11 protein-coding genes are annotated in these 13887 nt (G+C 60.2%); 3 read left to right on the forward strand and 8 right to left on the reverse strand.

Going from position 1 to position 13887, the window contains the following annotated elements; all coding sequences use genetic code 11:
* The 5 genes from ACFDS3_RS16255 to ACFDS3_RS16275 form a co-directional block, all read right to left on the reverse strand.
* Complete coding sequence (locus tag ACFDS3_RS16255) at positions 1–1692, reverse strand: recombinase family protein (RefSeq protein ID WP_375263405.1); 1692 nt, start codon at positions 1690–1692, stop codon at positions 1–3.
* Positions 1689–1874: a hypothetical protein gene (locus tag ACFDS3_RS16260; RefSeq protein WP_375263406.1), complete on the reverse strand. Its 186-nt coding sequence runs from the start codon at positions 1872–1874 to the stop codon at positions 1689–1691. The genes ACFDS3_RS16255 and ACFDS3_RS16260 overlap by 4 nt, the downstream gene beginning before the upstream one ends.
* A 255-nt stretch (positions 1875–2129) precedes the next feature.
* On the reverse strand, positions 2130–2492 hold the full coding sequence (locus ACFDS3_RS16265; RefSeq protein ID WP_375263407.1) for a hypothetical protein: 363 nt from the start codon (positions 2490–2492) through the stop codon (positions 2130–2132).
* A gap of 106 nt (positions 2493–2598) precedes the next feature.
* Entirely contained in the window at positions 2599–3003 is a 405-nt protein-coding gene (locus ACFDS3_RS16270) for a hypothetical protein (RefSeq protein WP_375263408.1), read from the reverse strand.
* A 470-nt stretch (positions 3004–3473) separates the two neighbouring features.
* Positions 3474–3752 (reverse strand): hypothetical protein, encoded by a 279-nt coding sequence (locus tag ACFDS3_RS16275; protein WP_375263409.1) that lies wholly within the window; start codon positions 3750–3752, stop codon positions 3474–3476.
* Between the two features lie 689 nt (positions 3753–4441).
* Here ACFDS3_RS16275 and ACFDS3_RS16280 point away from each other — a divergent pair.
* Complete coding sequence (locus ACFDS3_RS16280; protein ID WP_375263410.1) at positions 4442–6142, forward strand: hypothetical protein; 1701 nt, start codon at positions 4442–4444, stop codon at positions 6140–6142.
* Here ACFDS3_RS16280 and ACFDS3_RS16285 read toward each other — a convergent pair whose 3' ends face one another.
* A complete protein-coding gene (locus tag ACFDS3_RS16285) occupies positions 6143–6826 on the reverse strand; it encodes a hypothetical protein (protein ID WP_375263411.1) in 684 nt (227 codons plus the stop codon).
* Positions 6827–7238: 412 nt separating this feature from the next.
* Between ACFDS3_RS16285 and ACFDS3_RS16290 the strand changes: the two genes are divergently transcribed.
* A complete protein-coding gene (locus ACFDS3_RS16290; RefSeq protein ID WP_375263412.1) occupies positions 7239–8177 on the forward strand; it encodes a GIY-YIG nuclease family protein in 939 nt (312 codons plus the stop codon).
* Positions 8178–8702: 525 nt separating this feature from the next.
* Positions 8703–9533 carry a hypothetical protein gene (locus ACFDS3_RS16295; RefSeq protein ID WP_375263413.1) on the forward strand — a complete coding sequence of 277 codons (831 nt, stop codon included), beginning with the start codon at positions 8703–8705 and terminating at the stop codon, positions 9531–9533.
* A 90-nt stretch (positions 9534–9623) separates the two neighbouring features.
* Here ACFDS3_RS16295 and ACFDS3_RS16300 read toward each other — a convergent pair whose 3' ends face one another.
* Positions 9624–9905 carry a hypothetical protein gene (locus ACFDS3_RS16300; RefSeq protein ID WP_375263414.1) on the reverse strand — a complete coding sequence of 94 codons (282 nt, stop codon included), beginning with the start codon at positions 9903–9905 and terminating at the stop codon, positions 9624–9626.
* A 54-nt stretch (positions 9906–9959) separates the two neighbouring features.
* On the reverse strand, positions 9960–13079 hold the full coding sequence (locus ACFDS3_RS16305; protein ID WP_375263415.1) for an N-6 DNA methylase: 3120 nt from the start codon (positions 13077–13079) through the stop codon (positions 9960–9962).
* Between the last annotated feature and the right edge of the window lie 808 nt (positions 13080–13887).

Genomic DNA, 13887 nt, shown 5'->3' on the forward strand with positions numbered 1-13887 from the left:
TCATAACCTGAAGGTCGTAGGTTCAAATCCTACTCCCGCAACCAACTTCCGCGAACTTTCGAACAAATCATCGTTCGGCCAGTCCAGGTTCGGCGCGGATGCTTTCAGCATCCGCGCCAGATTGCCTTGGAGGTCAAGGATGTGGCCGCCTTCCGGCCGTTCCTTGACAACGATCTTTTCGACCAGCGTCTTCATCACGTCGGCCGCCTGGACGATGAGATCAGGCTTCGACAGCACCGTTTCCAGGTTACGCACGAGATCGGCGAAGCGTCGGTCGAGATCCTTCGGGATTTCGAGGGGAGGTCGCCTCAGCTGATCGATACGAGCGATGAGGTCCGCCTTCTGCTCCTCTGCCTTGCTCAACTCTTGCAGAAGGGCGGGGCTGTTCATACCGGCCATGATGGCAGACGTCGCGTTTCCGATCTGCTTGTCGACCTTTCTCAGACGCTTCTCTACGGCCGCCTTTTCCTCGGAAGCCGCCTCCGACGTCTTCTTGAATTCTTTCTCCATGCCGTCCCGGAATGCAGCTACCGCCGCGGCCTGCATGAGGTCCTTCTTCATCCCCGCAAGAACCGCGGCCTCAGCCTCCAGCTGAGGGAGGCCAGTCATGCCGGCACATTTGCTGGGACCCAGTTGCTTGGCGCGCTCACAGTAGTAGCGCTTTTTTCCTGTGCCCGCGATCGTCAGCCTTCCGCCACAGCGACAGAAGAGCAGGCCAGAGAGAAGATACTTCGCTCGGCGAAAGGAGTAGGGCTTCGCCTCGGGCGTCCCAGCAACGGCCTCTGTCCGGCAGGGGCTACGAAGGCCCATCTGACGCTGCTTGACCCGGTCCCAAAGATCATCGTCGGCAATTCGCAGTAGTGGAACTTCCGCAACGACCCATTCTTCGCGGGGTCGACGGCGCGAAACGCGCTTTTGAGACTTTGGGTGTAGACGGTATTCGAGGCGATTCCACACGCGCACGCCGATATACAGTTCGTTGTTGATGATCCCGGTGCCGCGCTTCAGATTGCCGTTGATTGTGTTCTGACGCCAAGCAGTGCCAGACGGGCTGGGAATACCATCGGCGTTCAGGTCCGAAGCGATCTTCTGGGGCGTCTTTCCGTCAGCATATTCCGACATTATCCGTCGCACGATCGCAGCCTCATGGTCGACGATGCAGAGCTCGCCTACGATTCGATCGCCGCGGTGATCGCGGGCGATTTCGTAGCCGTAGGACAGGCCGCCGGCGCTCCTGCCCTTCGCGACGTTGCCGGCGAGCCCGCGGTGCGCCTGCAACGCCACTGTGCGCCTCATCTCACCGCTCATCAGCGATTTCAGCGCGAGCTGCATGGGCCCGACCTTGCCCTCCTGGATCGTCCAGATCTGGACGTCGTGGAACGTGCAACTCTTCTCCAGAGCCGCGCTGTGTTCGCCGTCGCGGACGATGCGGTCGATGTTCTCGGCGACGATGACGTCCACTTCGCGATTTTCGATGGCGGCGAGCAGCTCCTGATAGCCCGGACGCAAGTCGATGAACCCGGTCAACTCGGGATCGCGGAGGACATGGGCGACGCGCCAGCCGTTCCGTGCACAGAAGCGCTGGCATTCCGTCAGCTGATCTTCGATGCTCTTCTGCGACTGCTTGTCGGTCGAATACCGCGTGTAGATCCACACGCGGAGGTTTTTTTGGGTTGTCTCGGGCGACATCATTCGTCCTCCGCCATCTTCACGTTATCATTCACCGGAGCAGGCATCTCCTCGGCGCAGTAGCGGCCGAGTATTCCTGCGATGGTAAGCAGAGCTACTTCGTAGCTCGCAGCATTGACGCCCTCCTCATGAGGCGGGTGGTCGTTTGCCGCCGTCGCGCGGCCCATGTTGTTCTTGGTCATCATCGTTTTAACTTCGCCTTTGCACCACGCTTCTTGGTGGCAAGGGGGAGATCGCAACGACTTGGAGAGCTCGTTTGAAAATGCTCTATGGGGTTCAGAAGCGTCGGGTCTGTCTGCTTGAGGCGCATCAGGTTCCGGTCTGAACTACCCTCGGGAGATCCGGCCACGCGCAGCATGTTCTGCGGCCGGCGCCCGGACGTGGGAAGTAGCCCTGCGATGGCGCCGCCGGACTGGGCGGCACCATCGGGCGTATCGCCCTCAGGGGGCTTTGAGCCTTGCTGCCAGATCGGCAACGCGCGCGCCCAACCAGCGCAATGCACCGTAGATGTCCGAGGGTGCGTCGCCGCTGTGGACGACCTCATCGAGCTGAAAGAGGGAAATCTCCTGCAACGACAGCAGCACCTCTGCCACGTCGTCTGCGACAGCGATCGGGTCGGGCCGCAAGGAACCGCTCAGTGCGATCAGATTGAGCGTTGCTTCTGCTCCTTCGTCCTCGCCGAGGAAGTCGAGTAATTCGAATAGCATTAAGCCATCACGCTGGATGAAGTCCCGGACTTCGAGCACCGCGAGTTCCAGAAGCTCCCGGGCAGTGGCGGCAGCGGTATCGGCAGTCGTGTTCATGGTGGTCTCCCTGACGACAGCCCGGGGCAGAGACCCCTGTTGAATGCTGTCGTCGTCAAGCGTCGCCGGCCAGGAGCGGGCCGACGACGTCGGGGACGGCGCGGAATTACGCCGCCGCCGAGAAGCGCGATGCTGACGGGTGATCCAGATCCGCCATGTCGATGGCATCGCGCAGGCCGTCGGTGAGGAGGCAAACCTCCTCTACAATCGGGTCGTCGGGATCGATGGCCGCGAACAGCGCGGCCTTATCTCGGGTGTCGTCGTCGACATGCTCGAGTGCCAGGATGTCCAGCAGCTCGTGCAGCAGGCGCACTCCGCGTCGAGAGAGAGGGGCGACGCCCGTCAGGGCGTCCACCACCTCGAGGGCGATACGCTCGCCCCGTCGTCCTGCGAGAAGTTCGGCCGCATGGACGAGGCCATCTCGGTGTTCTCCGACGAACGAGCGGAGCGGAGCTGTCTCGCCAGCGAGGGTCGGGACATGAAAGTCGCAGGAGTGATTTTCGTCGAACATGACGATCTCCATGTTTGAGGAGCCGGCAAATTGGCCGGGGTCAAGATCGTCCTGCTTTCAGCATCCGCCGTCGCGCGCCTGTCCGGCCGGCTGTCCGATCCGGCTTTCCCCAAGACGCAGATCTCTTCGACACAAGCGCTCGCCAAATCGTTTGAAGCGAATAGCATCGGCTTCGATGCGGTTAGATCCGCGGCTCTCCGAGCTCGGTTGAGGGGGCAACGCCGAAGGAAGCGGCGTCTGGAGAGGTGTCGCACATAGTATCTCCCGTTTTCGCGGGTCTTCCGGATCGTGTAGGGGTCGCGATCGCGCTTCCGGTCAACTTTCCTTTTCGTCTCAAGCCTTGCGTTGCGTCCTTCGGTGGCGGCTCTCACGAAGAAGAGCCGACACCGAGGGATGCATCGCCGGCCGCCCTTTGTCGTCTCTGTCTTCATCTGTGCCTACGAGATGCGGGGCAGGTCCCCGGCAGGAGATCAAGCCGGAAAGGGCCCAAGGATGCCGCCCGTCCGCTCGCCGCCGGAGGCGGTCGGCGCTGCTATCTTCGCAAGCAAGTTGATACGTTCATGTGCGGACATGGCTTCCACGACCTCGATGAGCCGGATCAGAGTCGTTGTGAAGAACTCGACGACCTCGTCAGCGCTGCCTGGTTCCGTGGGCCTGGTCGACCAGAGGTGCGCATGTCCCAGCCAAGCTTCGAGCTCGCGGGTCGCGACGTTCGAGACGATGCTGACCCTATGCCACCGATCATGCATCTCGCTGTTACTTTCTCCTGACGAAGACTTACGCGGCGCCCACGGCACAGACGGTTGTCGCGACGACCGCAGATGGCGCTGCCGGACCGTCCATCGATGCGGGCTCGCTGTTGCGAGTTCGATGCTCGCCCAACTGCCTGGATGCGGCGCGTCCCAAGGGCGCGTCCGGTGAAGGTTTTACCGTCGCCCGATTATTCCCGGTTCTCGTGATCTCTCAGCCCTCCCGTCCGGTCCGGCGCTCACCATGAGGTGCCGGACCGGATGGAAGGGCTGTTGACCCTCGGCTGCGATCTTTCCCGCTGAAGGCAGCGCCAATGATCCCCACGGCGACGGAGGAGCCGGCTGAATGGGAGAGGTCGAGGAGAGGGCTGGTCCACTCTTCGCCGGGGCCGGGGAGGCCCGAGCAGCGGGGGGCTCCGGGGGGAGAGTGCGGAACGACTCCTCCCGGCCGCCGGAGGCGCAGGAGCGTGCGATGCGGGCTCCTGTCGGCCGTCCGCCCGGGACCGCTTGCCGCGCAGGCGCCCCGCTGGAAGCGCGGGGTCCCGGGGCAGCGCCCGGGCGAAGGAGGAAACTCGAACGCAGGCGCAGCCGTAGTGCGAGTTTCCTACTGAGTATCAATCCTGCGCCCCTCAGGAGCGGCCGCAGGTTTTGGGCGCGATTTCCCCACCGGATGGTGAGGGGATAGGTCCGTGTCAGAGAAGAAGAAGCACCCGATCGTGTTCCGGTTCGCGAGCGTGTTCCCCGCTGCGCTGGCGCGCATCGAGATGCACGCCAAACGCAGCGGCGGCCCCCTCGAAAACATCGAGCTCCGGTTCACGCGCCGCAACAAGGTCTATGTCGGTCCGACGTTCGCGAAAGAGATGCGTGCGGAGATCCGCGCGATGAAGCAGCAGAACCTCGACGAAGAGGTCGCGGCGTGTCGGGCGCGAAAGCGCTCGAAGCAGGCCGCGGCCCGTGAGGAGGCCGGGCTCATCAATCCCTGGCATGGCAATTCTCAAGGTCCGATCCGGGAGGCGATCGTCACAGCCCACTGGGAATATTTCGAGGCAGAAGACCGATCACACCCCGCGGACCTGCTGACCACCTACGGCGTCAAAAAGAACGGCGAGGAGGTTGTGCACATCCTGAGCAAGACGAAGATCGCGGCGTTCGAGAAGGCGACATTGGCGTTCTTCGAGCAGTATTTCCCCGGGTCGGTGCGCCACCTGCGCATGGATCTCGACGAAGAGGCACCTCATTTCCATGCGGTCATCTTCGAGACCGCGGAGAAGACCAACAAGACGCGTGGCACACAGCGGCTCGTCCAGCCATCGGCGCACCCGCTACTCGCAGACTACGAGCTATTGCAGGACGTCGCCGGCGAGCACTACTTCTCGATCGGCCTCGTGCGCGGTCAGAAGCACGCACAGGAGGTGCGTGAGGCCAAGGAGTCCGAGCTTCCGCTGCCGGACGCTCTCCGCCATGTCCCACCTCGCGAGTATCGCAATGCGCGCGCCCGAGCGATCCGCGCGAAGGAGTTGGGCCTCAAACAGCAGGAACGCGACCTGGATCTGCGAGAGGCGAACGTGTTCCTCGACGAGGTTGCTGCCGATGCAAGACTCGCGGGAGCGGAAGGCGCCGAACGAGAGGCTGCCGAGACGAAGGATGCGGCCGAGGTGCACTTGAAGCACGCCGTCGGAAAGATGGCGGAGGCCAACGCCTACGTCGATGCGGTGAGCGAGGGGCTGGAAGCCATCATAGCGCACGAACTTGACTATCGGCCGCGGGAGGAGGACCAGCCCGAGCGGCTTCAAGACGGGCCAGAGGCGCGGGACCGGAAGGAACAGGAAGGTCTATGGGGACGGATACAGCCAGCCTATGGGCGCCTCGTGCTATTCGCAAAGCATGCATTTCGCTTGAGGGAGAGGCTTTTCGCTGTGCGGCGCGCGGAAGCTGCCGTCGCACGCCGAGCGAAGATCGTCGTCGATGCCGAGCGAGCCGCGGGCAAGACTGTCGGCTCGGACCTTTCCGCCGTCGTGAAGGAGGCTGAGGAAGTCGCTTACGAGGAGGCAGATTTTCCAGGGGCGTGGGCGGTTTCGGAGAAGCAGGATCGCGATGCCATCGAAGAGCGGCTCGACCGCATGACGAACAAGTCCATGCGAGACTGCTACCTTGCCACCAGGGACGCGGCGGCGATCACCGCGGAACAGCAAGATGTGCACGGTCAATTTGCTCGCGGCCTGCGAAGCCTCGAGTTCGAAGCGGGGCGCCGCGGGTTTGATTTGGAGACCGGGCGGCATGATCCGAAGGCAGCCTCGGACCCGAAACGGGCGAGGCTGCATACGGACGAGGATATCCAGGTGATCAGGGTCGCTCGGCGGGACAATCAGCTTCAGCGGACGGATCACTGATCATTCCCGGGAGTCATCCTCGGAATCGTGGTCCGATTTAGGACCGAACAGATCACCTGTTTCGAACTCCGAGTCCTCACGCCCGCGATGTGTGGGCTTTCGGGTTTTATCGACGTCAGCGAGTTCCGTCGGCTTCGGCGTGAACATACCCATGATGAAGTCGCGTTCGGCAAGGCGAGCGTTGGCTTGAGTGACCTCCGCCGTGACCTCTTCAAGACGCCTGCGAAGTTCGAAGCAGTCGGCTTCTGCGGCATCTGCCCTTTTAGTTTCACAGATCAGAGCAGCTTCGATGATCCCAATGACCTCTTCGAGTTCGAGGATCGCCTGCTTAGAGGCTCGGTCCTTTTCGGCCTGCACCTGGCGGAGCTCGACAATCTCGCCGTTCTGGAGCTCCCGTGTGCGTGCCCAGAGGTCCTTCAGCAGTTGCTCGTGTGCCTGTCGCAGATCGTCCGGGATCTCCGGCATGTTTGCGAGCTTGGTCTGCGTCGCTACGAGTCGGGCGTTGACCGTCCGGATCGCTGGGCCCAGGCGTGTGAATGACGTCTTTACGGTCTCGTTGACCTGCGCCTGGGTCGGCATCTTCCCCTCGTGCTTCTCCATGTAATCGAGGATAGCAGCCTCGGTGCGGCGAAGCAGATCGGGGTCAACGGGCTCTGCGACGATGGATTTGTCGTGCTTTGACATCAGGATACTCTTGGATAGGATGTAATACTCGGTATCGATATTACCGCGTATTACCGCCCCACCATGGAGCGGCATGAAGGATATTGGTCCGTCGGATCTCATCCGGAAATCGCTGGCTTCTTAGCTCCCCCGTTCCTCACGAGGACGCTCGTCCGGCGATGAAAGCAGCGGTGGACGCCCTTCGCCACAGCAGGCACAGTTAGAGAAAAGCGAGGCCAGCGAATGACCACGGGTCGGGTCAAGGCTATCATCTGCGCCTCAACTGCCATCGAGGGATCGAGAATGACACAGTCGAACACGAGCCGTCTGACAAGATCATCTCGTGCCTGCGAAAGATGATGCGGAGAATTTTGGACGGACTTGAGGAACTGGAGAAGATGCTGACTGAGGGTGTCGCGCGCGAGGCCGCCGAATGAGCATAGGCGAAACCTTCGGCCGCACGATCCAGCTTTTCCTGGTGGACGGCAAACCTACCGGCCTGCGCAAGGCGACGATCCATGGCTGGACCGGGCTCCTCTTCGTCTCCGGCGCATCGGCCTTCGGCGACCTTACCGCGCGGGATGAGGTGGACCGAACCGGCGTCTACATCCTCTCCGGCCCCGATCCCAATACACCCGGGGCGATGCGGGTCTACATCGGGTCGGGCAACTCTGTATCCGAGCGGATCAAGCAGAGCGCGGTGAAGCGCGACTTCTGGGAAACGGCGATCACCGTGACCACCAGCGACGACGACATGTCAAAGGGGCACGCCGAATACCTCGAGGCGCGGCTGATCGAGCAGACGGCCAAGGCCGGGCGCGTGACGCTCGACAATGGCACAAACCCGGACATCAGCCGTCGGCGCCTGCCCGAGGCCGACGTGGCCAATATGGAGCAGTTCCTCGCCAACCTGCGGATCATCCTGCCGGTGATCGGCCTCGACATGCTGAAGCCTCAGCCGAAGGCCGTCAGCGCCAAGGCCAGCCCAACCTCGCCCAGCGTCTCGGCCGAGGTGCAATTCGAGATCCGGCACAAGAGCGGGGTCGAGGCGACGGCGGTCGAGGAGGACGGCGAGTTCGTCGTGCTTGAGGGCTCCCAAGCTCTCACCGGCACCGGCTACGTCCAGCAGAGTTACGGGGGGCTGAAGGAGAAGCTGGTCGCCGACGGCGTGCTGGTGCCGCAGGCTGTGCCCCCGGGGGCCGGCAAGCTGTGCTTCGCGAAGCCTTGGTCTTTCTCCAGCCCCTCTGCGGCAGCCGCAGTCGTGCTCGATCGCAATAGCAATGGGCGCCTGGAGTGGAAGGTGAAGGGTGCGAGCCAGACCTATCACGATTGGCAACAGGCGCAGGCCACGAAGCAAGAAGCGGCTGAGTAGGCTGCCAGATCGAGCACCTGAACCGGAACGGCGTCGTCGATCTGGCGTGCTCTGCGACAGCGCCGACCGAGCAGCGAACGGGCACAAAGGGATCGTCAGAGCGCCGCGATGGAAGACTTCAGGAGCACGTGCGCATCATGACCTGGGTAGTTCGAACCGCTCCCCTGCGGAAACCGCCTGAATGGAATTCTGTGACGGCTCCGCACGCGCACCCAGGCAGCGACGCCACGATGATCCTCCCTGGATAAACTACCTCAGCATGCCCTATTTTCTCCTTCTTCCGGGGTTCAGGGATTCAAGGCTTCCGTGCAAATTTCGTGAAGGATTATCAGTGCCTTGCGAGACTCCGTCCCCCAAAATGCCGGTTGCCTCCTTGAGCTTTACGGGCAGGCACAGTGTCAAATCGGATCATCACTCTTACCCTGCGGGCTGACCCCGCGGCCAGCATGGCCTCGGGACCTGCTACTATTTCCGCAGTCCGCCCTCCGACTCCATCTCCTTCGGATCAGTGAGAAGGAGGTGGACGTGGCACAAGTTTCTGAACCAGATAATCCCGTTGCCGGTATCCCCCGCGACGATCTCTATCAAATTACCCAGGCGTTTCTCGATCAGGTCCAGAGCCAGGGACTGGGCCTTCACGGGTTGCGCCTCGCGCATCTCATCGCGCACGCGATTTGCCGCAAAGTTCCTGATTGGCGTCGGCTGACAGTAGATCAGCCACTGGACGGGGATTCGCGGGAGTGCCTCGTTTTTCGACGCTTTCTGGGCCTGGAGCGGTCCAAGGGAAACAAGTCACTCGAGCATGGGATTGCACAACTAAGTCAGACGTCGCTGTTCGATTTTATCAATTTCGCTAACGAGAACCATTGGCTCGAATGGCGGCTGCGGGACGAAGTGTTCGAGTTACTGTTCGGCAGCGAGCCCTATGGATATTTCAACATTCGTGATCTCGCGAAGTTTCGCAGGCCGCTCGACCTCATGCTCTGGGGCGATCTCAGCATTGTGCGCAGGATGAGACGACCCGAAGTCTCCTTGGCCCTGGATGGATATGCTGCGTCACTCGGCCGGGCGCCCGAATGGCACCGAATGCAAGCGGATATCGTGCGCGCGTTGCAAAGGAGCGCAGAACTATTGGAGTGCGGCTGTGTGGTGCTACTTGAATGCCGGGGCGCTCGCCGTGGGGTTGACACGATGACTGTTCGGCTCCGCGCTCAGCACACACGCTGGAGTTGGAAGTCGCTGACCGCATCTTCGGAGCACTATCCGGCACGGAAGGTCCTTTTGCTTGATCATGATACCTGCGAGCAGGCGGATCGAACGGACCCCGCCGAGACAGCGTCTCAATTTTTTTCTTAGAAGCAGACTGGCGAGTGAGATTAACGAGACTGCGGTGCGGCAACTTAATCGCGCCAAGCACCATCAGACCTCGGCGCGTTCTTGCCGGCGCTAAGTTGCCGCACGCCTTATTTCATCGAATGCTTCGCGGACCTCTCTCGGAGCAGTCAGGAAGAATGCATCGACATCATCAGAATGCATACCGTGTTGCCGATATACATGCACCACCCGGAAAACTTCGGGCGCAGCGCGACGACGTGTCATCCATGGAATGATAAAGGTGGGTGGAGCGTTCTTGAGATAATTGGCTATAATTTTTAGCGCCAGTTCCTTCTGGCGAGAGCCGATCGCCGTTCGGCCCGCCACCCACCCGCGCCAAGTCATTTTCCTCATGAGAGCTGTCCATGGTTGCTTCACAAGGATGAGCAACCATGGACAGTTCCTTCACTACTGTCTTTCCACCCACGCTTTTAGAACCGCATCCGCTATCTGACCGATTTGATCCACCGTTGCCGCGCGTGCCGCCGCATTATGAGTGTGGTGGGCTTGCTCGGAGAGTTCTGCAAGTCTGATGTGCCGTGGGTCCGCCGGATCGAATTCTGGAATGCTCAGGTGCTTAAAGACGTCCCCGACCTGTATCGAGACGATGTGAGACTCGATCCACTCACACACGATCGGCGCGTTCAACAATGCGCAGAGAAAGTAAGCTGGCTCTGGATCGTTGAAAGCAGCGAAGTAGATCTTATGATCGGGAACGAAGGGTCGCATCCCAGCGCCGGGAACAGTTGCAGATCCAGCGACAGCCGCGAAGAAGCGAGTAGACATCTCCGGCCAGATTACCTTCCAAGGGGCAAAGGTGTAGGTGCCTACATTGTAGATAGCAAAGTGTGGCGCCCCCTGCATCTGGCGGCGATATGTCGACCGCTGCTCGAGAAGGGGCCGATAGTGATCAAACCAGGCACGGGTTCGGGCGAGCCTGGGACTGCTCATCTCCAAGTCGGCCGTTTCATAGTCATCTCCGTTGATCCCTTCGTTTGGCACGAACGTCAGGAGTGGAGCAGCACCAGGCGCTGAGAGCTTTAGATAGAAGCGTTCGAAGTCACCCGCCCCCTTCAGGAGGGGATAAAGAAACTCGTTTTCAACCCACGCGGTCCTCGGCGCGCCGATGTCCTTCCTTCCAGCCTCAGGACGGCTTTGAACTTCGATCAAATCGCCATTACTGCTTAGTGGGCGAACAAAATATACACCGTTCAAGTCAGCCGTGATGCCCTTACGTCCAGCCACCCAGTGACATTTTCCAGACATCGCGTTCAAGACTGCGAACCGGCCAGGTTCAAGAACCGCCCATGGACTTCCCAACTCGCCTACGGGCGCCGCCTCCATATCTTTAATCTCAACCCGGGCAAACACATCTGCCAAAGAAGCTTCAGCCGGGATTGCCCGAGCAAATCCCGCAGCCGCACCCCATTCAGCGTAGGGAATGGGATAAATTCCCGGTGCATTTTCCTTGTCGAAGACAACTACAGTCGTATGGTTTACAGCATCGTTGAATGGCTTGAGACGGCGCATGTCATCGACAAGCCGCGGCACAAGGTGCTTTGAATGCTCATTCTGCGGCTCAATCTGGAAGGTTCGAAATCCCTCTGATGATGGATTTTTGAATATTGTTCCCGTTATAACGAGGGTCATCCGACCATCATCGGCGAGCCATTTGTCAGCCACGGTATAGGCGATCATAGCGCTGATATCGAGTTCGTTTCCACCGTGGCGCTTGGTCCGCGAAAAGATGCCGTAGTGCTCACAGGTGGGCTTCACGCGTTGCCTATAGGCTTCCGGCAGTTTCGACCACCTAACCCAAGGCGGATTGCCGATCACATAGTCGAAGCGTCCCGCGCTGGCCGACCAAAAGAAGTTTCTTACAATACGAAACCAGATGCCATTCCACTGCATATGGTGGAGGTTGAGAACTTGATCATAAGTCGCGCGAAGTGGAGCATCCCAATGGGTCATCTCGTGCGACGTCGCGAGGCCAGCGGCAATAATTCGCCGCGAACAGGCATCGAAATCGCGCAGGGCCTCCACATCGCGCCCCATCTGGTCAAAAAAATGGTCCAAGCGCCGGCGATCTCGCACAAGGGCCGCTGGCAAGGTAATATTCAGGCGGGCGACCATAGAGCCAATACGATACTCCACCACGTCCTGCCCAGCCGCTGGCTCAACTGTAGGGGCATAGATAGCGTCAGCCAGAAGAACTGGCACCTCGATCCGGTGGCCGGGAGCTGCGCGGAGCAAATCCGCGATCTCCATAAGGTAATTCACCCGCGCTGTCTGGACCGCGAGCGGATTAAGATCAAAGCCCCAAACTGCGTGGACGATACCATCCAGCGTGTCAGCAGAACTCTGACCTGCCGCGGCTGCTTCCGACTTCATGATGCGAATGGCGGCAATAAGAAAGGAACCCGAGCCACAAGTTGGGTCCAACACCCGTTTTTGAAGCCACGGGCCGTTCTTGGCTCGGGTGATCGTGTGGTCTACCAACCAGTCCGGCGTGTAGTATTCTCCAAGGCTATGGCGCAGGCGCCCGGGAACGAGGCCTTGATAGAGGTCTCGGAGGACGTCCCTGGTGTGCGTCATGCGATCCGTGCGGTAGAGGGACAGCGACGTAAGTATCCGCCTCAGAGGCTGTAAAATCGAGGGCGCGATCGCGGCGTCCTGCGCGGGATCAAGATACCAGGAGAAGATGACTTCTTCTACGAAACCCACAATTCCAGCTTGAGTGAACAGGCCTGAGCCCTCGATGTCGTTCTCTAAGCGCCTCAGCAGTCCTGCATCGTCTGCGACGGCGGCCATTTCTTGCGCAGGTTGGCTGGTGGCGGTGAGACCATGACCGGAAACGATCTCGGCAGCCAGCAGCTTGATGATGAGCGAGTTATAGGTGTGGACGACGAAGAGACGTGCAGGAATGGAAAGCCCGGCCGGGCCATTCCACACGAAGGACAGTTCGCGCTCTATCTCGTCGGCCTGGAGAAAAGACATGTCGGCAACTTGGCCGTAGAGCGTCTTCCACTCTTCGAAGAGCATCTTGATCTTATTGTTCCCGGGAGCGGTGATGCGCGTAGCCAACGCGTCAGCCAATCCCTGCATGAGCCCGCGTGCTCCCTGCGACCCGTGCCCGAAGTCTCGCATCAGGTTGTCGCTGGAAATAGCCTTCCGGGTTTGAGCGGTGACCGCTTGAATGACGAGCTCAACAGCATAAAGCGAGAAGGGGATGAGGTGTTGAGTTTTTATTTCGCCCGCTACGACTTGGGCAAAGCAGACGTGATCTCCATCAATGGCGATGCCGATATAGTTTTCTGTGTCGGCCCGCTCTTTAACAGCGATGCGCTGGATGTATGGTAGAAGTCGGCGCTCGGTGGCTTCGATAAATTTTGCCGACGCTTTGCTGCCATTAAATAGTCCGGGGCCCTTAAATTCGATGACTACGTTGTTATAGCTCGAATCGCGTCGAGCTCGCTCCGCATCGAATACGATACCCGTTGCGTTTTCGAGAGCAGAGATCCAGCCCATGCGGACCTCCTCCTCATTCACCCACGGCCGAACTCTTCGGGACTCGATTGCTCTAAACGCAACTTCAGCGGTCATCTGCGCCTCATGCTCCAATATTTTTCGCACCTTACAGTGGACCTCAGCTGAGGGAAAAGGCGAAACACAGACGTTCTCTTACTGATGCCCTGCGGAGACGCTGCTTCAGCGTCACTCCTCCGGAAGATGCGTCGAGGTCTGATGTCATGCCGCTCGCCGCAGACGCACGGGCTTCCTGGCGGGCGTTGTCAGGAGAGCTCGACCATCTCAGAGACGTGACGGCGTCGTTGCGGCAACGACAGTGCGCGAAAATTACTCACTTCGCGTGAGCTCGCCGGGCATGTGTGAATTCTCTATCGGGCGCCACAGCCCCCCCCACCGCTTCGGTGATGTGGTAGCTGACGCGCAGAGACGCTCAGGATGCGTGTGAGGTCATCGCTGAGAACCATCTCAGCGGCGAGCCGCCGCTCAAATTCCAGGTTCTCTGGCAGGAAATTCACCCCGTCCACCCTCGCGTGCGCGATCTCCACCAGCATGGGCCGTGGAATCTTCACTTCGCTATGATAAGACCAGACGCGTTCGCTGAAGTCCAAATCGGGCTCCCGCAACCAACGAAATCTGAACCAACGACAAACCAGCGCCCCAAGGGGCGCTTTTGCGTCCCATCAACAGGTTGCCCAACAGGCCGGAAGATCCGGGACGCCTCGCCCCGGATCTCGATGGCTATGCCATCCTGAGTGACCTGAGCCCCGTTTCTTCCTCCGGTTTGAGGTAGAGTCCGCTCCAACGAGGA

This window comes from Palleronia sp., assembly GCF_042089775.1.
In the GTDB taxonomy this organism is placed as follows: Bacteria; Pseudomonadota; Alphaproteobacteria; order Rhodobacterales; family Rhodobacteraceae; genus Palleronia.

Bases quoted from the DNA above. Each gene is read 5' to 3' on its own strand.
- ACFDS3_RS16255 (WP_375263405.1), bottom strand. From the start codon at position 1,692: ATGATGTCGCCCGAGACAACCCAAAAAAACCTCCGCGTGTGGATCTAC.
- ACFDS3_RS16260 (WP_375263406.1), bottom strand. From the start codon at position 1,874: ATGATGACCAAGAACAACATGGGCCGCGCGACGGCGGCAAACGACCAC.
- ACFDS3_RS16265 (WP_375263407.1), bottom strand. From the start codon at position 2,492: ATGAACACGACTGCCGATACCGCTGCCGCCACTGCCCGGGAGCTTCTG.
- ACFDS3_RS16270 (WP_375263408.1), bottom strand. From the start codon at position 3,003: ATGTTCGACGAAAATCACTCCTGCGACTTTCATGTCCCGACCCTCGCT.
- ACFDS3_RS16275 (WP_375263409.1), bottom strand. From the start codon at position 3,752: ATGCATGATCGGTGGCATAGGGTCAGCATCGTCTCGAACGTCGCGACC.
- ACFDS3_RS16285 (WP_375263411.1), bottom strand. From the start codon at position 6,826: ATGTCAAAGCACGACAAATCCATCGTCGCAGAGCCCGTTGACCCCGAT.
- ACFDS3_RS16290 (WP_375263412.1), top strand. From the start codon at position 7,239: ATGAGCATAGGCGAAACCTTCGGCCGCACGATCCAGCTTTTCCTGGTG.
- ACFDS3_RS16300 (WP_375263414.1), bottom strand. From the start codon at position 9,905: ATGAGGAAAATGACTTGGCGCGGGTGGGTGGCGGGCCGAACGGCGATC.
- ACFDS3_RS16305 (WP_375263415.1), bottom strand. From the start codon at position 13,079: ATGGGCTGGATCTCTGCTCTCGAAAACGCAACGGGTATCGTATTCGAT.